Below are 17,511 nucleotides of genomic sequence, written 5' to 3' on the forward strand. Positions count from 1 at the left end.
GCTACCGGCAACCGTGGTGCTGCATCGGCTTCCGGCAACCGTGGTGCTGCATCGGCTACCGGCGACTGTGGTGCTGCATCGGCTACCGGCGACTATGGTGCTGCATCGGCTACCGGCGACTGTGGTGCTGCATCGGCTACCGGCGACCGTGGTGCTGCATCGGCTACCGGCAACTATGGTGCTGCATCGGCTACCGGTAAAGAATGTATCGCTCTTGCTGCCGGAAAGGATTGTAAGGCAAAGGGGGCGTTAGGATGCTGGATTGTACTTACCGAACGCGGGGAATGGAACGGGAACACTTATCCTATCATCTCAGTCAAAGCGTTCAAGGTAGACGGGAAGTCAATCAAAGAGGACACATTCTATGCTTTAATAAATGGTGAAGCAGTGGAAGTAGAACAATAATTCATCTCAACCGCAGCAAAGGTAGCGCTATTACCGTACCAAAAGCCGTGAGCGGAACGAAGTGCGCACCGTCTCGCTTTAACCTGGTACGGGCGGTTTAAAATATGATGTAATGGAGAATGAACTTGAAGAATTGTATAAGGAGTTGAATGATGTAAGGTCTTGCGAGCTGGAATACCTTCCCAGGCATGGATACTCCTCAAAGGAAGAAGTTATACAGCTCATAGAGGAAGACATCGAGGAGTTGCGCACAGAGCTTAACGATAATCAGTATGATTATACCCCCGATGAGCTCGAAGACGAAAGGACAGCACTTTGTATCAGTCAGGGAATTTCAAGACGTTGCTAAAAATAAAGTTAAACCAACCTTTAATATTTACAATTATGAGTCTTATTAAAAAACCGAACGAATTAAGCATACCCACGACCATCAAGATGATGTTGTACGGCCAAGCCGGTATGCGTAAGACAACCACCGCATTGAGTGCCCCCAAACCGCTATTGCTGGATTTTGACAATGGCGTCAAGCGTGTAAACATGTCTCACTTGGATGGCGTAGACATAGTACAGATAACCTCATGGAGCGAAGTCCAGCAGGTGTTGCAGGAAGATTTGTCAGCTTACCAAACAATCGTAGTCGATACCATAGGAAAGATGATGGATTTCATCATATCCTATAAGTGCGGCACACGTCAGCCACAGATAAGAGACTGGGGTGGCATCAATCAGGAGTTCAGCGGACTGGTGAGGAACCTTTCCAACCTCAACAAAAACATTATCTTCGTCGCCCACCGCGATACACGGAAGGAAGGCGACGACACCGTGTTTATCCCAGCCTTACGCGAGAAATCCTACAACTCCATTGTCACTGAGCTCGATTTGCTTGGCTACATGGAGGCCAGAAACGAGAACGGGCGGGTGAAATGCACAATCACTTTCGACCCCACCAACCGCAACGACGGCAAGAACACCTGTAATCTCCCCTCCATTATGGAAGTGCCCACCATTTTGGATGCAAATGGCAACCCCACGGCAAAAAATGATTTCATAACAGCCAAGGTAATCAAACCATATCTTGCCATGCTGGCTGCCAAGAAGGCCGAAGCCGAGAAGTATGAAAAGGTCATTGCTGAAATCAAAGAGAACATCGAGCTTATTACCGATGCCAACTCAGCCAACGAGTTTGTCGCCCACATCAACGAGTTTGAACACATCGGCAGTTCCTTGATGATGGCGAGAAGCCTGTTTGAAGCAAAGGTAAAGGCTTTGGGGTTGGTATTTGACAAGAAAACCAAAACTTATTCAGATGCAGCAGCCTAAGTACAAATTTTACGCCACTATTCTCGATTCCTTTTGGGGATATCTGAATAGTGATGTGATTTGGGATAAATATTGGGGGTGGTCAGAACAGCCACCCCATAGCCCCGAAGAGTTTCACGAACAACAGTTTCAAGAACTGATAGACCGGATTAACCGCAAGCCGTTCGATAGTGAAGTAGCCGACAAGGGTACTTGTTTTAATGAACTTGTAGACGCTTTGATTGAAAACCGCAAACCGAACGATATAGAGGTAGAACGCATAACAGATGATAGTGGGAAAATGTGGTATCGTGCCACCTATAACAATCGGATATTTACGTTCCCTGTGTCATTATGTACCGAGTTCTCTAACTACTTCAAAGGTGCGTTAACCCAGCAAAGAGTAGAAGCAATCCTGCCTACTGCATACGGTAATGTTTTAGCTTATGGAGTAATTGACGAACTGATGCCTACCAGCGTCCACGACATCAAAACAACCGGAAGTTATACCGTAGGGAAGTTCAAAGACCACCATCAACATTTGGTTTACCCTTACGCTTTGATGCAGAACGGTTCGGATGTGCGGACGTTTGAGTATAACATTGTAGAGTTCAACAAAGGCGGTTATGTGGTAGATACCTATACGGAAACATACGTTTTCAATCCGGAGCGTGATATTCCTATTCTTACTAATCATTGTGAGGAGTTTATCCGGTTCTTGGAAGAAAACAGAGAACTTATAACCGATAAAAAGATATTTGGAGGAGAAAATAATGAGTAAAAGTGTCAATCAGTGCCTTATTATAGGTAACGTAGGCAAAGACCCCGAAACAAGGACGCTTGATAACGGCGTAAAGGTTTCCACATTCAGCGTTGCAACTTCTACGGGAGGTTATAAAAAGCAGGACGGAACAGATGTGCCAGAGAAAACGAGCTGGCATAATATTGTCGCATGGCGTGGCATTGCCGATATTGCAGAAAAGTATATCCACAAAGGGGATAAGGTAACAGTGTTCGGCACTATCAGTTACCGGGAATATGAGAAAGACGGAATCAAGCGGTATATAACAGACATACTTGCTTATGACATTGTTTTGGGAGGTCGGTCTGAAAGTTCGTCCTCAAGACCTGCCATAACAGAGAGCGACGCGCCACAACAAAGCGATTTTCCACCAATGCAAAATGTTGGTGACGACCTTCCGTTCTGATGTGTAACCTATAAACATATAATATCATGCTGTACGAATTTAAGCTTAAAGTAAACAAAGTTAACGAGAAAGGCGATGAAAAGGAAGTCACCGAACATTACATTACCGATGATGAACTTTTCGGGCATGTAGAATTAAAAGGCAATGAACTGTATAACGGCGATTGTGATGTTTTCGCAATCAGCCGAAGCAAGATACGTGAGATTGTCAATGAAAAGCAGGAAGATGAGTTCTTCTATAAGGTTACTCTCGTTGAGATTTTCGTAGACGACAACGGCAAAGAAAAAGAGAACAAGTATTATGTTCTAATAGCTGCAAAAGACATGGACGATGCCAACAAAAAGGCAGCGGAATACATGAAGCAAGGGCTTCAAGACATGAAGTTGGATGCCATAGCCAAGACAAAGATATTAGACTTGATATAATTAACCAAACGCCCTCTGCTCACGCAGAAGCCCCGTGAAAGGTTCGGGTTAAGTGATTTATACTTTAGCTAATTGTTAACTACTCTTCCCGGTGTGGTTTGACCACCTATCCGGAAGCAATTTGTTAACCTGCCTGCCCGGTCTGTGAAGATATGGCGGGCAAACGGGGAATATGGTAGCGTTGAACGTATTGGACGGTTATTCTTTTTGATTGCCAATTAGTATTAGTTATTCATTAGTTTATTATCATCTACCATCCAGCAAAACAACGTGCTCTGTTCGATTCGGAGCTCCCCACTAAATATAACTTATCATGAAACTTACAATAACCAAATCCGAACTTGCAATCATTCATAAGCTTGTGATAGACCGTAAACACGACATCCACAATATCGGTGGTGACAGCAAACAGTGTGAAGTACTTAGCAAGCTGGGCAAGAAGATTGCAAGGCAGGTAAATAAATCCTACAAGACATGAAGCCTTACGTAATAACCTCTGCGGTTCTTGTTACCTATGATGGGAAGAAGATACCGTTAGAGCGTATAAGAAGTGAGATAATAACCCGACCTATCCAGTTGACTAAAGAAAGGATACTTGATGCTTTCTCCACGATGAGAGACAAACCGGTGGATGTGGAACTTAAAATAAAGTATATATGAGACATTTAGAAGATAATCTCCAAAAATCTATAATTAAATATTGGGACTTGAAATATCCTAAATGGAAGAAACGGCTTGCTTGTGTTCCCAACGGAGGAAAGCGCAACGCCATTGAAGCCGCAAAATTCAAGCAAATGGGCGTTCGGGCTGGATTCCCCGATTTAATTCTCCTTATCCCCAACAAGTTCTATCCATTTTGTGGAATAGAATTGAAGATAAAGACTGGCAGGCAATCTGAACATCAGAAAGAATATCAGAAGGAGTTTGAAAGTATTGGCGCTAAATATGTCGTTGTCCGGTCACTTGATGAGTTTATAAAAGTTGTAAACGATTATTTGAAAGATGTATGACAATGGCAAAGGATAGCTTTAAAGTTCCCTCAATCAAAGAAGTTGTCAAAGAGATAGAACATATACCAAAATGTCCCAGGAGCGGAGAGATAAACATTTTGCATTTGTATATGGAAAGAAAACGTTTATCCCTTTCTAACAAAGATTGATTTACGATGGATGGATTTATAAAACTAAGCCGCAAGTTCTTCTCGAATGAATTGTGGAATGAAGCCCGGACTTTTAGCGGTTGCGAAGCGTGGTTGGACTTGATACAGTCTGCACGATTTGAGGCAACGTCCCGAAAGGTGAGTATCGGAGGTCGAGAAGTGGTCTGTAATCGTGGGCAATATCCAGCTTCCATACGTTTTTTATCAAGACGGTGGAGATGGACGGAAAGAAAGGTAAGAACATTTTTGGCACACCTTAAAAGCGAAGGTATGATTACTACTGACGACACACAAGGCGTTACCATGATAACCCTTTGCAAATATGATGAATATAACAGCAGTGACACACCAAACGACACAACATTTGACACATCTATATTAATGCAAATCAATAAATTACAGTCGCAAGTGACACACCTTTTGACACAACAAGTGACACAGCCGTCTAAAAAACGACACACGGGTGACACAAATACTAAGAAAGGAGAAGATAATAATAAAGAATCTCCTAACGGAGATAAGAAAGAAGCCGAGGCTTCTTCATCCGCTTCTTTAAATCCGGATTTTATTAAATTCAATGATTGGTTGAAACGGAAAGCGCCTTTCTGTAGTAACCCTAAAAACTTTTCTACTCAAATCACGGAAACCGAGTTCCTAAAACTCAAAGAAAAATATACGGGTAAACAGATAGCCGACATTATCGAGCAGATAGAGAACCGGAAAGATTTACGTAAACGATATACCAACCTATACAGGACGGTATTAAATTGGGCAAAGAAAGAGTATGGAAGTTAATGTACAATTACGTGACGAGGAAGCAGAGAAAATCGTTCTCGGCACTATTATCGCAGAACGTGACGCAATAGAGCAAGTAAGGGATATTCTAACCGAAGAATGCTTCTATAACCATTTCCATGCGGAAATATACAAGGCGGTACTGCAGGTTGTATCATCGGGGAATAGAGCTGACCTTGTTTTCGTAAAGGGTAAGCTGGAAGAAAACGGAGTGAAATTCGATATAGTTGAGTACATGAAGATTGTATCATGCCATACTTTCGATTTGTATCAATACGCTTCAAGGCTCCAAGACCTACATATCCGAAGAATGTTTTACTCTATAGGGCAATATCTTGTTTCCAACTCATATACTGAAGCGGAAGACATTGAAGATGTTGCAAAAAAAGTCAATGACGACATGGCTTCATTGTTCAAATCAAGCAGCACGACCGTTTCCTCAATAAATGAAGGAATTGAAAATGTGTACAAAATGATTAATGATAACCTATCCGGAAGTAAGCCGCTTACCGGAACTCCGACAGGATTTGAGAAGATAGACGCCAAATCCGGAGGATTGCAGAAGTCTGACTTGATAATTGTTGCAGGTGAAACCTCTCAAGGAAAAACGAGCCTTGCAGTGTCTATGATGCGCAATGCGAGCCTTTCGGGTGCAAGGATAGCCATGTATTCAATGGAGATGAAAAAAGAGCAAATTGCGGCTCGTATTCTCTCTATGGAAAGTGGAGTACCAGCCAATCAAATCATGTATTCGAGGCTCACCGATTCACAGATACAAGCCATTGACAAGGGGGTTGGAAATATCGCGGGGAAAAGCATATATTTTGACGACCGGAGCACATCAAACATAGACACAATCATATCCTCTATCCGTTACATGAAGATAAAGCATGATATTGACGGTGCCGTGATTGACTATCTGCAAATATTGAATGTCAATATGAAAGGAGCTAATAAGGAGCAGCAGATGGGTGATGTGGCAAGGCGGTTGAAGAACCTTGCAAAAGATTTGGATATATGGATTATCGCTCTTTCCCAATTAAACAGGGATAACCTTAATCCGGTTCCCACTCTTGCACGACTTAGAGATAGTGGACAGATAGCGGAAGCTGCCGATGTGGTTATTCTCATATATAGGCCGGAAGTAAAAGATAAGCCTTATCCGGATGAGTTTAAGAATGTAAGCACGAAAGGTACTGCTATGATTGATATTGCCAAAGGGCGTAATATCGGATTACTGAAATTTATATGCGGTTTTGACGCATTGACAACCAGATTCTATGATTTGGATTATGTGCCAATCGGTAACATGAATGAATCCATCCAAGAGGAACAGCCTTTCTAACAGAGTATAATGGCAAAGAAAAAAGAACCCCTCTCCCCCGTCCACTGCCACCAATGCTCATACGCCAAAGACTTTATCGGAAACTCATGCCTCTGTAAGGCTAAAGGTCATAGGGTATGCGCATGTGACAGGTACGGAAGGATATGTGAGAATTTTAAGAAAAAATAATTTATGGATACAGAACTTGAAAAGAAAATCGAACAATTGGAGCGGCAGCGTGACGATGCACTGCGCATACGCTGCCCGTTAGTGGCAAGGAAATACCAGCGGATGATTGACGGGCTTGCCAAAGAGAGCAGGAACAGGAGTACGGACAAAACAGAAGCAAAAGGCAATGACTACTGATACGGCAACCAGGATAATCAGCAAGTATGAGAGCCTTGTAGTCTTGTGCACTTACAACATACTGTTCACTAATGACATCTGTTGCGGGCAGGTTATCGAGTGCCTGCATGCGATGAAACGCACGCCTTATTACAGACATGCGTTCAAACGGTACCTGAATGACGCCGACAAGGCAAGAAAGGAATACGAGCGTACCGTAAACAGGGTTATCGGCACAGACCGCAGCGGGTTCTTCGCCGAATGCAACGACAAGTACACGGAAGAAGTGAACAAGCATGTGGAGATGCTGTACTGGCAGTTCAAGCAGGTGCTTGATAACAACGGCATAGCGCATTCCGCAGAGCTTGCAAGGTTTGAACTGGCAAGGACGTTGTGCGACTACGCCTGCATCCAGTTTGACATAGGAGTCGATGAGCTCCGGAAGAAGGACACACGGTTTAAGGGCTTTACGCTGGACTACCTGAAACTGGCTAATTTGGCAAGGATGATGAACCTTGCTTCCGACAGTTTGAAAATCAGCAAAACGGTCAATATGAACGCAGAGCGGTGGGCGGCATTCAATGTATTGACAAGCAAGCTGTCGGATGCGGATAATATTGCCAATGCGATAAAAGTTTAGTGAGATGAAACTGATTTATAACCTTATAACTCTCCTCATGGACTGGCTGTCGGTAGAGGTCGGAGCGGATGAAGAGTGGTTTTGAATATATGACAATGAAGAAAAACGAACTAACGCACGGTTCTCTGTTCAGCGGTATCGGCGGCTTTGAGTTAGGGGCTGAAATGGCGGGAATTGAGACTTTGTGGAATTGTGAGATTGAAAAATTTCAAGGTGAAATATTAAAAACAAGATTTCCTCATGCAGAGAGATTTACAGATATTACAAAAACGGCAGGACTCCGATATGTGGACATCATTAGTGGAGGATTTCCGTGTCAAGACATCAGCGTTGCCGGAAAACGTGAGGGTATTAAAGGGAAACGCTCAGGGTTGTGGAGTGAAATGCACAGAATTATACGGGAAATTAGACCTAAGTACGTCATCGTTGAAAACTCGCCAGCTCTCGTTATTTCCGGTCTCGAACAAGTGTTATGCGACTTTTCCAAAATCGGGTATGATGCGGAATGGCAATGTATATCAAACTACGCTTTTGGATACCCACACAAAAGGGAAAGACTTTATCTTATTGCCTACTCCGACAAAATCGGACTGCAAAGCAACATACGCAAACATGGGAACTTTGATTCGATATTTAAACAGTGGGCATCAGATACGAGTGTCGGATATTCTTGCGCAAAAAGGATTCTTGAAATCCCAGCGCATAGCATTGTTAGAAATGATGATGGGTTTTCCAATTGGACACACAGAGTTGGCGCTATAGGGAATGCTGTTAATCCAACTGTGGCAAAATACCTGTTCGAGTGTATTAAAATATTTGACAGTGAATTGAAGTAGTATAAAAACGGAAAAATATTAAACTATGCCGATAAGCGAAGTATATAACATTGACTGCATGACGTATATGCAGTCTATCCCGGACAAGTTCTTTGGTTTGGCTATTGTAGACCCTCAATACGGAATAGACATCATGCACAAGGGCGGAATGCCCAAGCATCTCGGGTTCAAACAGTACGAACGCAAGGACTGGGACAGAAAACCGCCCGGCAGCGGGTATTTTAAGGAGCTGTTCCGGGTTAGCAAAAATCAGGTGATTTTCGGCGGCAATTATTTCATCAGGCATTTATCTCCCAAGATGGGCTGGATAGTCTGGGATAAGGGACAGCACGGGTTGACAATGAGTGACGGTGAACTGGCGTGGACGAGCTTCGACAAAGCCCTGAGAATAATTACCCTGAACAGATGTACGATAGGCGAGTATGGCGGCAATATCCACAGATGCCAGAAGCCGGTCAAGTTGTATGCTGAAATACTGGGTTGGTATGCCAAGAAAGGCGATAGGATTCTCGATACCCATTTGGGAAGCGGGAGCAGCAGGATAGCTGCCTATAAGCTGGGATTTGATTTCTATGCCACAGAGATAGACAAGGAATATTTTGAATCCCAGGAAGAACGTTTCCGCCGGGAATGTTTCGGTGAGACAAAAACCGGGAAAGGAACTTTGGTGCAGACAAGTTTATTTTGAAAAGCAAAATTAGTATGATACAAAGTATTGGCGCATTTAAGTACTGGCTCCGGATACACGGCTATCGCCTGGAGTGGTTCGGTACTGGAACAAAAAACAATCCGATAAAGGTTAAATCTAAAAAGAAAGATTAGCTTATGTTTAAAAGAAGAAAAGATGAAAAATTAAGGCTGTGCTTAGTAAAGCAAGCTGGGTTTACATTGGATGAAATTCCATTAGTTTACGCTTTTGTTAAAGGCTCTAATGAAGCATTGTCGGAGCTTCAAGAGTTCCGACAATGGAAAATGTATAAAGAGAAGCAAAAGGTCGAATACAACCTTTAGTCTTTCTCTACAAGCAACGAAATGACAAATACAGGATAAGGCTGCCCGTCTTTCCCTATTTGATGATTAAATGTCGTAGAGACAATCTGTTTGACATTCCATCCCTTTTCATTCAGTTGCTCGGTTACATCATCCAAATTCATTCCATAGGAATCAATGACGTTAAAACGTCGGGAGAAAGTTAAAATTCTTTGTTGCATAGCATTAAAATTTAAAATGTGACACAACAAAAGTAATAAAAATCGGGCACGTAATCCATTCCTTATGACAAAGTTTAAAATGTGACAATTTTATCCTTACGGATGCGTGCCCTCCTAATCGAAATATTTATGAAACAGACATTGGAGGAAGCAGCAAAAGGATTTACAAAATCAGTAATTGATTCATTCGGAACAAATGGAGTTCCGAATAGTATTTCTGCAATTAAGGGAATGATTGCTCTTGGGTTTAAAAGTGGTGCTGAATGGCATGCCAGGCAATCGCCGTGGATAAGCGTTGAAGAACGGTTGCCGGAAAATACAGGTTGGGTATTTGTGGCAGGTGGGTGCTATAAATATCGTGTCCTGTTTTACTGTGGAGGTAAGTTTTATACAGGTGAAGACTTAACAACATACGATGGAGGAGTTCTTTTTTGGATGCCTATCCCCTCTTTCGATGAGATACTCGAAGCCAACAAGGATGTACTGGAACGGATTAAGGAGAAAGGAGATTAAATATGAGAAAGATTGTACAGTTAGAAGAATACGAGTATAATAAGCTTGCAGACCTTGCCAATCTCAATGAGAAACAAATCGAAAAACGTGCCATTGACCTATGGAAAGAAAAAGGCGTGGCAGATATAACAATCAAGATAAATGCTGGAAGAGACTATAATGATTGCTGTCGTATTGATTGCGATACATCTTTCTTTTATAAAGATGATAGGTTCTACATTCCAGAGAATGTACGGGTGAGATTCAGGAAAATCATCAAAGAAAATGTGATGTGGAATATTGAAGAACGGTTCGGGGGCTTAAAAGAAGCGATAAACAACCTCAATCGGAAAGCTAAATGGATTAGTTATACAAAATTCATATTTTACATGATGGCTTTGTCCGGTTGGGCTGTAGCTGCCGTGTTGTTTCTTATGCGTTAGGGGAAAGGAGATAAATTATGAAAATGAAAACTTACAAACAAGTTGAGGTTGACGCTACATACATGTATGTCAACACTGCGGTTCGCTACTGGGAAGATTCGGAGGTGAACGGGGAAAGAGATATTGATTTTCACGAAAGCAAAGGAGAGGGCGTGCCACTTATGCCCTGTGCCGTTAAGATAAAAGAGAAACCTACTGATTCCATATATTCGAACCATTACCGGTGGCAACCGATTATAGACATTGAGAAAGGGAAAATCATCAATTGGGAGGAAGGAACCACCGCAAGCGTGCATTACAAAGTCTGTGACGAATTCTCATGTGACATTAAAGATTCCAACGGCAATACCGTTTACGAATATGGCGGTTATGTTCCTGAAATAATGTGCCCTAAAGATAGAGGATATGGCGACTACATCATTATGGATATTGATGAGAAGGGATTCATTCGGGGTTGGAAAAATCATTTGATTAAAGACATTGTGGGAGAAGAAAGGGAGGAATAATTATGAAATCAAAACAAGTATTATCAATCGAACAAATGAAGCACTTGCAGGAGCTTGGATTAGATACGGGTGATGCAAGTATGTACTGGAAAAGGGTATCACATGGAAGCCGTATTGATGATAAATCGAAAGGTAAATGGTTTTTGAGTTTACAGAAGGAGTTTCAAACTTGCGGGTTTATGTCGTATGAAACACTTCCTACTTATACCTTGCAGGACATCATACAGAGGTTACCGCCCTCTATCAATATATGTATGCTGCATATATATCCTGCTGCTGACTTGTGGTATTTCGTGTACATGGATTCTTACACCCGTACTATTCTAAGCACGAAGTATAGTCCGGATATTATGAATGCAGCCTATCAGATGTTGTGTTGGGTGATTGAAAACGGACATTTAGAAACAAACAAGTAATGATATGGAACGAATAGTAGAATTAAGAGGATTAGAAGGAGTATATTGTAGTGATGTAGTTCATGCTTATATGTCTTGCAATGCAGAAGACGTTCAAAAAGCTTTGGAGATTGGGATTCCATGTACTGGAGCAAATGACTACGGAGCGTATAACATCTATTTTGACGATTACGGAAGAATATGTTTTGAATATATGCAACGTTGTGTAACAAGAGAATACAGATACGTTGAATCAATAGAAGAGGCTATAGACTGGATGAATAGATTTATGAATAATGGAGGTTGATTATGGGTAAATATAGATACAGAGAAGTAAAGAACTATATCCACAACGAACTAAAGTTGACTAAAGAGGATATAAAGGAAATTATGATTCCAATCGTGAAAGAAGAAGTCAAACGTATCTTTCATAACACCTACGGAAACGACGTTGATATAGAGAGGTGGGTTCGTTGTATGGTTTCCAACGAGATACAAAGACATGGTGATTACTCTATGATAAGGAATTTATGCAGGGAGATAATTAAGGAGGAAATTGCTGATAGGTTGTCAATTGATATAAGCCTTAAAAGAAAAGGAGATGAAATCATGTTGAACGAACAAGAACCGTAAAACACATAGGAAATGAGCAGGTTTGAGAAAGAGATACTTCCTTTTATGGAAGAAATGATTATGAAAAAGCTCCGTACATATAACGTATATAGCATAAATGAGTACGAAGACATACGGAAGGCGGTGAGATATTCAATAAGGTTTTGTAAGAAAAATAAAATTGTTAGATATGGAAGTAAAGAATGGAATAATAATAGACGGAGTGCTGCATGAAGGTTTAGATAGAATGATATTTCCCTGCAAAGAATGTTCACTTTATAAAAATGTATGCAGCCCTATCGTAGAAGAACGACTATGTGATGCACTTGGCTGTGAAGTATTCATCAACCGTGGAAAAGTAAAAATAGAGAAGGAGGAGAAATAACCATGAAAGAAGAATTTGTAACGCTTGAAACGGCGAAGCTGCTGAAAGAGAAAGGCTTTGATTGGAAGTGTGAACGCACGATAGATTGCGATAAGATTATTAGAAAATACGACCGTCCGCAAAACATGTCATGCTGTACAGAAAGAAATGGCGAATTAGTTGAATTTTTGTGTCCAACATTATATATAGCCCAGAAGTGGCTACGGGAAACCAAGAACCTGCATATTGAAATATACCGCAATGCTTGTGGTTATGGCTACGTTATTGTGAAAGCGAATAATGGGACATGGATAGATGATGATGATTGTAAAGGGCCTAACGATGGCGGAGTATGGGATGATTACGAGGAAGCATTGGAAGCTGGAATACAGGGAGCATTAAAACTTATATAGCCATGAATAGAAACGAATACCGGAAACGGTGCAAGCATTACAGCCCATACAGCGGACAATGCTATAAGAAGTCGTTCATATCGGGGATAGCAAACAATGTGCATGTAAACATGCAATGTGATGGGAAATGCCCCCGTATGAGTAATTACGACAAGAGAAATAAATTAAATAGCCTTGGACGGGCTTTGTAAAATCCATATTGATATGAAAAAGTATATTGGAACAAAACAGATTGAAGCCGAACCTATGACAAGAGGTGATGCGTGGGGAAAACATCTCCTCAGAGAAAAGCCGTCAACGGAAAATTTTGACGATGAGGGTTATCATGTTCGTTATGAAGATGGATATGAAAGCTGGTCGCCTAAAGATGTATTTGAAAAGGCATACAAGGTAGCTGATACTCCTCTTGACCGTATGTATATCGAATATAATGAGTTGATGGACAAACATAATAAGTTAGTCCTGTTTCTTGGCCGAAAAGATGCTGTTGAAATAGCTGGTGAAAATCAGGTCACTTTAATGGAGGTTCAAAAAGTACAGATGCACGACTACCTTCTTACTTTGAAAGAGCGCATTGGGTTAATGAAGAAATAAATATTGCCATACGGCGGTTGGACGTCTGCCGTATGGCTCAAAACAGAATAAATATGGATACAATGAATTGAGAGAAAATAAACACGGAAAAAGATATTGATTATGAAACGTGAAATAAAATTCAGGGCGAAAGCGATAAACGATGAGTTTTTTCAAGGAGAATGGGTGGATGGTTATTATACAAAAGCATTATGGAGTGGCAATCTCGTCGACATAATTACTGACGGAGCGCATGAGATACCAATTCAGATAGAGACGTTGGGGCAGTTCACTGGGTTACACGACAAGAATAAAACGAGAATATATGAGGGCGATATTGTCCGTATGAGTTATGTTGCTGAAATTTGTACCGATGATGACTGCTATGAAGAAGAAGGCAAATATGTTGGAGTTGCCACGATAACTGCGAACAAAGGTGTCTGTCTTAATCCTTGTATAAAAAATGAGCTTGACAAAATCAAGTATAAACCGTTGTCCGCTTATAGGAGTGAGGTGATAGGTAATATTTACGATAACCCGGACTTGATAAAGCAATAAATCTATGAGAGATTTTTACGAATTAATAAACCAATATCCATGGACGACTATTATTATTGCCGTTTTCTTCTATGAAATACTTGATTTAATAATGTCGCATTTGAAACGTAAATAGCTATGAATAAGTTAGAGCACATCGCCACAATTGATTACTGCTACTGGCGATTGGGAAAGTTAAATGAAACTCTTTCCAAGCCTAAATCAGTTATGGAGCAGTTAGTTGATAAGTCTTGCGATTATAATGAAGTAGAAGAAATTAGAAAAGAAGGCATAATGCTTGTTGAACAAATTATTGAAAGTAAGAAAGTTATTGGTGCGGATTATTCGGGCGATAGTAAGTTCCTTGATAAATTGAAAAGTAAACAGGCATATGAGTAGACTTATACAAAGCAACCCTAATCGGCTGGTTTTCCCACGCAGACAAATGGTATCACAAAATTGGAATAATACATTGAACATGAAAGTTATATTTCTTGATATAGACGGAGTGATTTCCACGCAAAAATCGCATTATGCACTTGATAAGGATGCGTGTGATTTACTTGGCAAGATTATAGATGCTACGGATGCCAAGATTGTCATTTCTTCGTCTTGGAGAAGAAACACGGTAGAAGATACAAAGGAAGAATTGACAACCGTAAGGCATTTAGTCCCATTCCCATTTCCATACGCTGACAGAATCATAGGAGTAACTATAAGAGCATATGCTTACGTTATGCAAGGTATTCATCTTGGTATCCCTCGTGGAGTTGAGATAAAACAATGGATTGACACTCATATCCACTCTGATAACGGTAAAAATTGGGACTATAAAGAAATTGGGACTGATTTTAACTACGTAATACTTGACGATGATAGCGATATGCTTCTTGAGCAAGCTGAACACTTTATCAAGACTGATACTTTAAACGGTATAAGCGAAGAAGATGTTGAACGGGCGATTAAAATACTGAACAAATGAGAAAAGCAGAAAGAGCAATCAGGGACAGGCATACCCGCATCCCGGACAAATGCAAGAAGATAGATACAACTGTCAACGGCGATGCGGAAGCCCTCGTCGAGCAGCATAAGAAAGCGGAGAAACAACTGTTTCCCCTAAGGCTAAACAAGAATACCGTTATTTACGTCACAAAAGACAAACAGAACGAGGCGTATGCAGAGAGGGCACGCAAGCGCATGGGCATAAAGGGCGAGCCTAACAAGCCGTTCATTGACCCGCTTTCAGAAGAGAACATCACCAGGATGTACAAGGAGGAAAACATGCCGCCCCGGAAAATGGCTGAAATGCTGGATGTAAGTGTAAGGACGGTATATCTGAAATTGGCTAAATACGGGCTTACGAAGGTGAAATGCAGGTAGTTCGGACAACTTACAGACACACCGATACGACCCTCGCCAAAACAGCAAGAGGTATAATCCAATGGATGAACCGTTCAAGGCGTTCTAAACGTTCCATTGGATAACCCGGAAAAGGCGGCAATAGTCCATGTAAAGGACGTTGTCCGCCAATTCAAGCAGTTCGTCTATGTAATCCCTTTTTCGCATCACGTTCAAGTTTTCTACGTTGTTGACGGTTTATGCCGTTTGCCGCGGCAAGGCTGTTTAACTTATCCCGCTCCTCGGGAGAAAGCATGTTGTATACTTCTTCCCGTGATTTGCCTGATAATATGGCTTGTACTATTTTCCACATAAGTTACGTCTGCAATGTTCACATAAGAATTTCCTCGCCACCGGGAACATCTTCTGTCCCACATATCCGCTAAGGTACTGCGCTTCCTCCCCGTACGGGTCGATGTCGAATGCCCGTGAGATATGCCGGCACAGATGCCCCTTCTCGTGGTCGAGAGAGTTCTGAAACTCCGCCGGGGAAGAAGTGAGGGCAATAACCATGACAGTTTCCCTGTCCCGGATATTGGAATAGGTGATGCCGGTGTTCAGATTACAGGCACGCATGTTCTTATAGGCGTTCATCAAATCCAGCCCCCTGCACCCCACACGTTGAAGGTCTGCGATGATGCGGTCGGTATAATAGCAGTCAACAGCATAGTACACCCTCACGTTCCAATCATATTCCGGTATGTAGAACTCCTGTACTATCATGGCCTTTCTTCTTCTTTTCTCTCCTCCAGCATGTCCTCCCAGGGGATAGGAACCCCCTTGCCGATGCAGGTGGCGTAGAACTCGTCGAACGCACGGCACGGGTCGCCGTCAACATCGTCGAGGTACAATTTCACATGCACGCACAGGTGCGCTTCATCCGCAAGGGATTTCTTGTAGAAATCGGCTTTCAGCATGTTGGCGACATAGCAGACGTCGTACAGCTCGTCATGCTCAACGGTTATCCCGTTCCGTTTCAGCATTTCGTCCACCTCGCTCTTCGTCCACGGCACAAGGCTTTTCTCCTTGCCGGTGGCCTCGTCCTTCACCTTCATCCTTGAAATGGCGAACTGTGCCATTCTCTTTGAGAAATGCCACCCGTAGCAGCCAAGATACTGCTGCATCCCCGGGGGAAACTTGTCGTATATATCCAATCTTTGTCCCATAGTCTTTTTCTGTTTTAATAAACCGGTAAAGGAGGGGATTGCCCCCTCCCGATTACATGAACTCACCGTTGGCGCGTCTGCGTCTGCGCTCGCCCATTTCATCACTGTATGGCGGCATCATGTGACGTTCGCCGTACACAGGATATTCCGGGAAATAGCCCGGCATGCGGCGCTCACCCATTTCGGAGCCGCTGTACCCCCCGCTGCGGCTTCCGCCATAATTGCGGTAACCCATTTCACCGCCCTGCATCTCACGCATGGCTTTCTCGTAACCGTGGCGGCATCCTTCCTTGTAGGCTTCCTCCATAGGGTTGCCGCTTCTCATACCGAAGTCGCGGTCATATTCGCCGCGCCCTTCTTCCATTATAGTCCACATTCCCATATTATTTCTTTGTTTTATTGGATGTTTCAGTCACCCCGAGCTGTTCCATAAGCCGTTTGTTCAACTCCATAAGGTCCGCCATGTTCTTGTTCATTTCCGACACCTGCCCTTTCAATGAGGCAATCTCCTGCTCCTGGCGTTGCTTGGCTGCAAGCTCCGGGTTAAGAATTGTAAGCATCTGGTCGCATACCATAAGGAAGTTCCGGTGGTATTCCACACTCTCCTCGCTTTGCTTCTTCATGGCAAGGACTTCGGTATTCATTTCATCCCTTGAACAGGTAACAAGCATACCGGTTTTAGCATCGTCTGCAATATCCGCATTGGCAGGGAATTCATACAAGTTGACATTTTTCCCATTTATGCTGACAACAATATCAACCACTTGTACGGGTTGGGGATAAGGCATGTTGGGAACTGTCCTATATACAGTCTTTATCGGACTTACATTAACAACTTGCCCGCATTCCAGATTTGGATTAGCGCCCCTGTGAAGAAGATATAATGTACTATTAGCTCGTAGGTTTTGAAACATATCGGTTTGATTTTTAAATGGGCTCCAGGCTGTGAGACACGGTCTGGAGCC

Annotated in this window: 32 protein-coding genes and 1 pseudogene; 28 read left to right on the forward strand and 5 right to left on the reverse strand. The window is 42.4% G+C overall.

The genetic code is table 11. The annotated features are described in order from the left end of the window. The 15 genes and pseudogenes from C233_RS24520 to C233_RS0110345 all read left to right on the forward strand — a co-directional run. Window positions 1–405 (forward strand): annotated as a pseudogene (locus C233_RS24520) (hypothetical protein); the annotation flags it as partial. A gap of 112 nt (window positions 406–517) precedes the next feature. Beyond that, window positions 518–754, forward strand: coding sequence for a hypothetical protein (locus C233_RS0110265; RefSeq protein WP_018667507.1), 237 nt, complete (start codon window positions 518–520; stop codon window positions 752–754). 35 nt (window positions 755–789) lie between these two features. After that, complete coding sequence (locus C233_RS0110270; protein WP_025069160.1) at window positions 790–1,725, forward strand: ATP-binding protein; 936 nt, start codon at window positions 790–792, stop codon at window positions 1,723–1,725. Beyond that, window positions 1,712–2,485 (forward strand): hypothetical protein, encoded by a 774-nt coding sequence (locus C233_RS0110275; protein WP_018667509.1) that lies wholly within the window; start codon window positions 1,712–1,714, stop codon window positions 2,483–2,485. Before C233_RS0110270 ends, C233_RS0110275 begins: the two co-directional genes overlap by 14 nt. Continuing rightward, entirely contained in the window at window positions 2,478–2,912 is a 435-nt protein-coding gene (locus C233_RS0110280; RefSeq protein WP_018667510.1) for a single-stranded DNA-binding protein, read from the forward strand. The genes C233_RS0110275 and C233_RS0110280 overlap by 8 nt, the downstream gene beginning before the upstream one ends. A gap of 26 nt (window positions 2,913–2,938) precedes the next feature. Continuing rightward, window positions 2,939–3,337: a DUF4494 family protein gene (locus tag C233_RS0110285; protein ID WP_018667511.1), complete on the forward strand. Its 399-nt coding sequence runs from the start codon at window positions 2,939–2,941 to the stop codon at window positions 3,335–3,337. A 313-nt stretch (window positions 3,338–3,650) separates the two neighbouring features. Further along, window positions 3,651–3,815: a hypothetical protein gene (locus C233_RS24110; RefSeq protein ID WP_018667512.1), complete on the forward strand. Its 165-nt coding sequence runs from the start codon at window positions 3,651–3,653 to the stop codon at window positions 3,813–3,815. A 178-nt stretch (window positions 3,816–3,993) separates the two neighbouring features. Beyond that, the gene (locus C233_RS0110300) at window positions 3,994–4,347 is read left to right on the forward strand and encodes a VRR-NUC domain-containing protein (RefSeq protein ID WP_018667514.1); all 354 of its coding nucleotides are present in this window, start codon (window positions 3,994–3,996) and stop codon (window positions 4,345–4,347) included. 419 nt (window positions 4,348–4,766) lie between these two features. Then, window positions 4,767–5,291 carry a hypothetical protein gene (locus C233_RS24820; protein WP_244149066.1) on the forward strand — a complete coding sequence of 175 codons (525 nt, stop codon included), beginning with the start codon at window positions 4,767–4,769 and terminating at the stop codon, window positions 5,289–5,291. Next, window positions 5,281–6,636: a replicative DNA helicase gene (locus C233_RS0110315; RefSeq protein WP_018667516.1), complete on the forward strand. Its 1,356-nt coding sequence runs from the start codon at window positions 5,281–5,283 to the stop codon at window positions 6,634–6,636. Before C233_RS24820 ends, C233_RS0110315 begins: the two co-directional genes overlap by 11 nt. A gap of 171 nt (window positions 6,637–6,807) precedes the next feature. After that, complete coding sequence (locus C233_RS24115; RefSeq protein WP_018667517.1) at window positions 6,808–6,981, forward strand: hypothetical protein; 174 nt, start codon at window positions 6,808–6,810, stop codon at window positions 6,979–6,981. Next, complete coding sequence (locus C233_RS0110325) at window positions 6,971–7,600, forward strand: hypothetical protein (RefSeq protein ID WP_018667518.1); 630 nt, start codon at window positions 6,971–6,973, stop codon at window positions 7,598–7,600. The genes C233_RS24115 and C233_RS0110325 overlap by 11 nt, the downstream gene beginning before the upstream one ends. Window positions 7,601–7,695: 95 nt before the next feature. After that, complete coding sequence (locus C233_RS0110330; RefSeq protein ID WP_025069161.1) at window positions 7,696–8,436, forward strand: DNA cytosine methyltransferase; 741 nt, start codon at window positions 7,696–7,698, stop codon at window positions 8,434–8,436. 25 nt (window positions 8,437–8,461) lie between these two features. Then, complete coding sequence (locus C233_RS0110335) at window positions 8,462–9,124, forward strand: DNA methyltransferase (RefSeq protein ID WP_018667520.1); 663 nt, start codon at window positions 8,462–8,464, stop codon at window positions 9,122–9,124. 137 nt (window positions 9,125–9,261) lie between these two features. Continuing rightward, window positions 9,262–9,447 (forward strand): hypothetical protein, encoded by a 186-nt coding sequence (locus tag C233_RS0110345; protein ID WP_018667522.1) that lies wholly within the window; start codon window positions 9,262–9,264, stop codon window positions 9,445–9,447. Here C233_RS0110345 and C233_RS0110350 read toward each other — a convergent pair. Beyond that, the gene (locus C233_RS0110350; protein WP_025069162.1) at window positions 9,444–9,647 is read right to left on the reverse strand and encodes a hypothetical protein; all 204 of its coding nucleotides are present in this window, start codon (window positions 9,645–9,647) and stop codon (window positions 9,444–9,446) included. The genes C233_RS0110345 and C233_RS0110350 overlap by 4 nt on opposite strands. A 129-nt stretch (window positions 9,648–9,776) precedes the next feature. Here C233_RS0110350 and C233_RS0110355 point away from each other — a divergent pair, with 129 nt between their 5' ends. From C233_RS0110355 to C233_RS0110420, 13 genes are all read left to right on the forward strand, one after another. After that, window positions 9,777–10,160, forward strand: coding sequence for a DUF551 domain-containing protein (locus tag C233_RS0110355; protein WP_025069163.1), 384 nt, complete (start codon window positions 9,777–9,779; stop codon window positions 10,158–10,160). A gap of 2 nt (window positions 10,161–10,162) precedes the next feature. After that, complete coding sequence (locus tag C233_RS0110360; protein ID WP_018667525.1) at window positions 10,163–10,582, forward strand: hypothetical protein; 420 nt, start codon at window positions 10,163–10,165, stop codon at window positions 10,580–10,582. Between the two features lie 17 nt (window positions 10,583–10,599). Beyond that, entirely contained in the window at window positions 10,600–11,088 is a 489-nt protein-coding gene (locus tag C233_RS0110365) for a hypothetical protein (protein WP_018667526.1), read from the forward strand. 2 nt (window positions 11,089–11,090) lie between these two features. Further along, entirely contained in the window at window positions 11,091–11,504 is a 414-nt protein-coding gene (locus tag C233_RS0110370) for a hypothetical protein (protein WP_018667527.1), read from the forward strand. Between the two features lie 4 nt (window positions 11,505–11,508). Further along, window positions 11,509–11,790 carry a hypothetical protein gene (locus C233_RS22585; RefSeq protein ID WP_025069164.1) on the forward strand — a complete coding sequence of 94 codons (282 nt, stop codon included), beginning with the start codon at window positions 11,509–11,511 and terminating at the stop codon, window positions 11,788–11,790. A 2-nt stretch (window positions 11,791–11,792) separates the two neighbouring features. Next, complete coding sequence (locus C233_RS0110380) at window positions 11,793–12,116, forward strand: hypothetical protein (protein WP_018667529.1); 324 nt, start codon at window positions 11,793–11,795, stop codon at window positions 12,114–12,116. Window positions 12,117–12,285: 169 nt separating this feature from the next. Then, window positions 12,286–12,480: a hypothetical protein gene (locus C233_RS24120; RefSeq protein ID WP_026314827.1), complete on the forward strand. Its 195-nt coding sequence runs from the start codon at window positions 12,286–12,288 to the stop codon at window positions 12,478–12,480. A 2-nt stretch (window positions 12,481–12,482) separates the two neighbouring features. Then, on the forward strand, window positions 12,483–12,872 hold the full coding sequence (locus tag C233_RS0110390; protein WP_018667531.1) for a hypothetical protein: 390 nt from the start codon (window positions 12,483–12,485) through the stop codon (window positions 12,870–12,872). A 204-nt stretch (window positions 12,873–13,076) separates the two neighbouring features. After that, window positions 13,077–13,466, forward strand: a complete 390-nt coding sequence (locus tag C233_RS0110395; protein ID WP_025069279.1) for a crAss001_48 related protein — start codon at window positions 13,077–13,079, stop codon at window positions 13,464–13,466. Window positions 13,467–13,568: 102 nt separating this feature from the next. Then, a complete protein-coding gene (locus tag C233_RS22600; RefSeq protein ID WP_018667533.1) occupies window positions 13,569–14,003 on the forward strand; it encodes a YopX family protein in 435 nt (144 codons plus the stop codon). A 117-nt stretch (window positions 14,004–14,120) separates the two neighbouring features. Continuing rightward, on the forward strand, window positions 14,121–14,381 hold the full coding sequence (locus tag C233_RS0110410; protein ID WP_018667534.1) for a hypothetical protein: 261 nt from the start codon (window positions 14,121–14,123) through the stop codon (window positions 14,379–14,381). Continuing rightward, complete coding sequence (locus tag C233_RS22605; protein ID WP_025069031.1) at window positions 14,374–14,964, forward strand: HAD domain-containing protein; 591 nt, start codon at window positions 14,374–14,376, stop codon at window positions 14,962–14,964. Before C233_RS0110410 ends, C233_RS22605 begins: the two co-directional genes overlap by 8 nt. Next, window positions 14,961–15,362, forward strand: a complete 402-nt coding sequence (locus C233_RS0110420) for a hypothetical protein (protein WP_018667536.1) — start codon at window positions 14,961–14,963, stop codon at window positions 15,360–15,362. The genes C233_RS22605 and C233_RS0110420 overlap by 4 nt, the downstream gene beginning before the upstream one ends. A gap of 318 nt (window positions 15,363–15,680) precedes the next feature. Here C233_RS0110420 and C233_RS0110430 read toward each other — a convergent pair whose 3' ends face one another. The 4 genes from C233_RS0110430 to C233_RS0110445 are packed head-to-tail and all read right to left on the reverse strand — an operon-like array spanning window position 15,681 to window position 17,334. Further along, window positions 15,681–16,103: a hypothetical protein gene (locus C233_RS0110430; RefSeq protein ID WP_018667538.1), complete on the reverse strand. Its 423-nt coding sequence runs from the start codon at window positions 16,101–16,103 to the stop codon at window positions 15,681–15,683. After that, complete coding sequence (locus C233_RS0110435; protein WP_018667539.1) at window positions 16,100–16,546, reverse strand: DUF7841 family protein; 447 nt, start codon at window positions 16,544–16,546, stop codon at window positions 16,100–16,102. Before C233_RS0110435 ends, C233_RS0110430 begins: the two co-directional genes overlap by 4 nt. 52 nt (window positions 16,547–16,598) lie before the next feature. Further along, the gene (locus C233_RS0110440) at window positions 16,599–16,928 is read right to left on the reverse strand and encodes a hypothetical protein (RefSeq protein WP_018667540.1); all 330 of its coding nucleotides are present in this window, start codon (window positions 16,926–16,928) and stop codon (window positions 16,599–16,601) included. Window position 16,929: 1 nt separating this feature from the next. Then, complete coding sequence (locus C233_RS0110445; protein WP_018667541.1) at window positions 16,930–17,334, reverse strand: hypothetical protein; 405 nt, start codon at window positions 17,332–17,334, stop codon at window positions 16,930–16,932. Between the last annotated feature and the right edge of the window lie 177 nt (window positions 17,335–17,511).

The organism is Bacteroides gallinarum DSM 18171 = JCM 13658 (assembly GCF_000374365.1).
Taxonomy (GTDB): domain Bacteria; phylum Bacteroidota; class Bacteroidia; order Bacteroidales; family Bacteroidaceae; genus Bacteroides; species Bacteroides gallinarum.

Bases quoted from the DNA above. Each gene is read 5' to 3' on its own strand.
- C233_RS0110265 (WP_018667507.1), top strand. From the start codon at position 518: ATGGAGAATGAACTTGAAGAATTGTATAAGGAGTTGAATGATGTAAGG.
- C233_RS0110355 (WP_025069163.1), top strand. From the start codon at position 9,777: ATGAAACAGACATTGGAGGAAGCAGCAAAAGGATTTACAAAATCAGTA.
- C233_RS0110330 (WP_025069161.1), top strand. From the start codon at position 7,696: ATGAAGAAAAACGAACTAACGCACGGTTCTCTGTTCAGCGGTATCGGC.
- C233_RS0110395 (WP_025069279.1), top strand. From the start codon at position 13,077: ATGAAAAAGTATATTGGAACAAAACAGATTGAAGCCGAACCTATGACA.
- C233_RS0110280 (WP_018667510.1), top strand. From the start codon at position 2,478: ATGAGTAAAAGTGTCAATCAGTGCCTTATTATAGGTAACGTAGGCAAA.
- C233_RS0110435 (WP_018667539.1), bottom strand. From the start codon at position 16,546: ATGGGACAAAGATTGGATATATACGACAAGTTTCCCCCGGGGATGCAG.
- C233_RS0110365 (WP_018667526.1), top strand. From the start codon at position 10,600: ATGAAAATGAAAACTTACAAACAAGTTGAGGTTGACGCTACATACATG.
- C233_RS0110335 (WP_018667520.1), top strand. From the start codon at position 8,462: ATGCCGATAAGCGAAGTATATAACATTGACTGCATGACGTATATGCAG.
- C233_RS0110420 (WP_018667536.1), top strand. From the start codon at position 14,961: ATGAGAAAAGCAGAAAGAGCAATCAGGGACAGGCATACCCGCATCCCG.
- C233_RS22600 (WP_018667533.1), top strand. From the start codon at position 13,569: ATGAAACGTGAAATAAAATTCAGGGCGAAAGCGATAAACGATGAGTTT.
- C233_RS0110430 (WP_018667538.1), bottom strand. From the start codon at position 16,103: ATGATAGTACAGGAGTTCTACATACCGGAATATGATTGGAACGTGAGG.
- C233_RS24120 (WP_026314827.1), top strand. From the start codon at position 12,286: ATGGAAGTAAAGAATGGAATAATAATAGACGGAGTGCTGCATGAAGGT.
- C233_RS22585 (WP_025069164.1), top strand. From the start codon at position 11,509: ATGGAACGAATAGTAGAATTAAGAGGATTAGAAGGAGTATATTGTAGT.
- C233_RS0110325 (WP_018667518.1), top strand. From the start codon at position 6,971: ATGACTACTGATACGGCAACCAGGATAATCAGCAAGTATGAGAGCCTT.
- C233_RS0110350 (WP_025069162.1), bottom strand. From the start codon at position 9,647: ATGCAACAAAGAATTTTAACTTTCTCCCGACGTTTTAACGTCATTGAT.
- C233_RS0110270 (WP_025069160.1), top strand. From the start codon at position 790: ATGAGTCTTATTAAAAAACCGAACGAATTAAGCATACCCACGACCATC.
- C233_RS0110445 (WP_018667541.1), bottom strand. From the start codon at position 17,334: ATGCCTTATCCCCAACCCGTACAAGTGGTTGATATTGTTGTCAGCATA.
- C233_RS0110315 (WP_018667516.1), top strand. From the start codon at position 5,281: ATGGAAGTTAATGTACAATTACGTGACGAGGAAGCAGAGAAAATCGTT.
- C233_RS24110 (WP_018667512.1), top strand. From the start codon at position 3,651: ATGAAACTTACAATAACCAAATCCGAACTTGCAATCATTCATAAGCTT.
- C233_RS22605 (WP_025069031.1), top strand. From the start codon at position 14,374: ATGAGTAGACTTATACAAAGCAACCCTAATCGGCTGGTTTTCCCACGC.
- C233_RS0110345 (WP_018667522.1), top strand. From the start codon at position 9,262: ATGTTTAAAAGAAGAAAAGATGAAAAATTAAGGCTGTGCTTAGTAAAG.
- C233_RS0110370 (WP_018667527.1), top strand. From the start codon at position 11,091: ATGAAATCAAAACAAGTATTATCAATCGAACAAATGAAGCACTTGCAG.
- C233_RS24115 (WP_018667517.1), top strand. From the start codon at position 6,808: ATGGATACAGAACTTGAAAAGAAAATCGAACAATTGGAGCGGCAGCGT.
- C233_RS0110285 (WP_018667511.1), top strand. From the start codon at position 2,939: ATGCTGTACGAATTTAAGCTTAAAGTAAACAAAGTTAACGAGAAAGGC.
- C233_RS0110390 (WP_018667531.1), top strand. From the start codon at position 12,483: ATGAAAGAAGAATTTGTAACGCTTGAAACGGCGAAGCTGCTGAAAGAG.
- C233_RS24820 (WP_244149066.1), top strand. From the start codon at position 4,767: ATGATTACTACTGACGACACACAAGGCGTTACCATGATAACCCTTTGC.
- C233_RS0110410 (WP_018667534.1), top strand. From the start codon at position 14,121: ATGAATAAGTTAGAGCACATCGCCACAATTGATTACTGCTACTGGCGA.
- C233_RS0110440 (WP_018667540.1), bottom strand. From the start codon at position 16,928: ATGGGAATGTGGACTATAATGGAAGAAGGGCGCGGCGAATATGACCGC.
- C233_RS0110300 (WP_018667514.1), top strand. From the start codon at position 3,994: ATGAGACATTTAGAAGATAATCTCCAAAAATCTATAATTAAATATTGG.
- C233_RS0110275 (WP_018667509.1), top strand. From the start codon at position 1,712: ATGCAGCAGCCTAAGTACAAATTTTACGCCACTATTCTCGATTCCTTT.
- C233_RS0110360 (WP_018667525.1), top strand. From the start codon at position 10,163: ATGAGAAAGATTGTACAGTTAGAAGAATACGAGTATAATAAGCTTGCA.
- C233_RS0110380 (WP_018667529.1), top strand. From the start codon at position 11,793: ATGGGTAAATATAGATACAGAGAAGTAAAGAACTATATCCACAACGAA.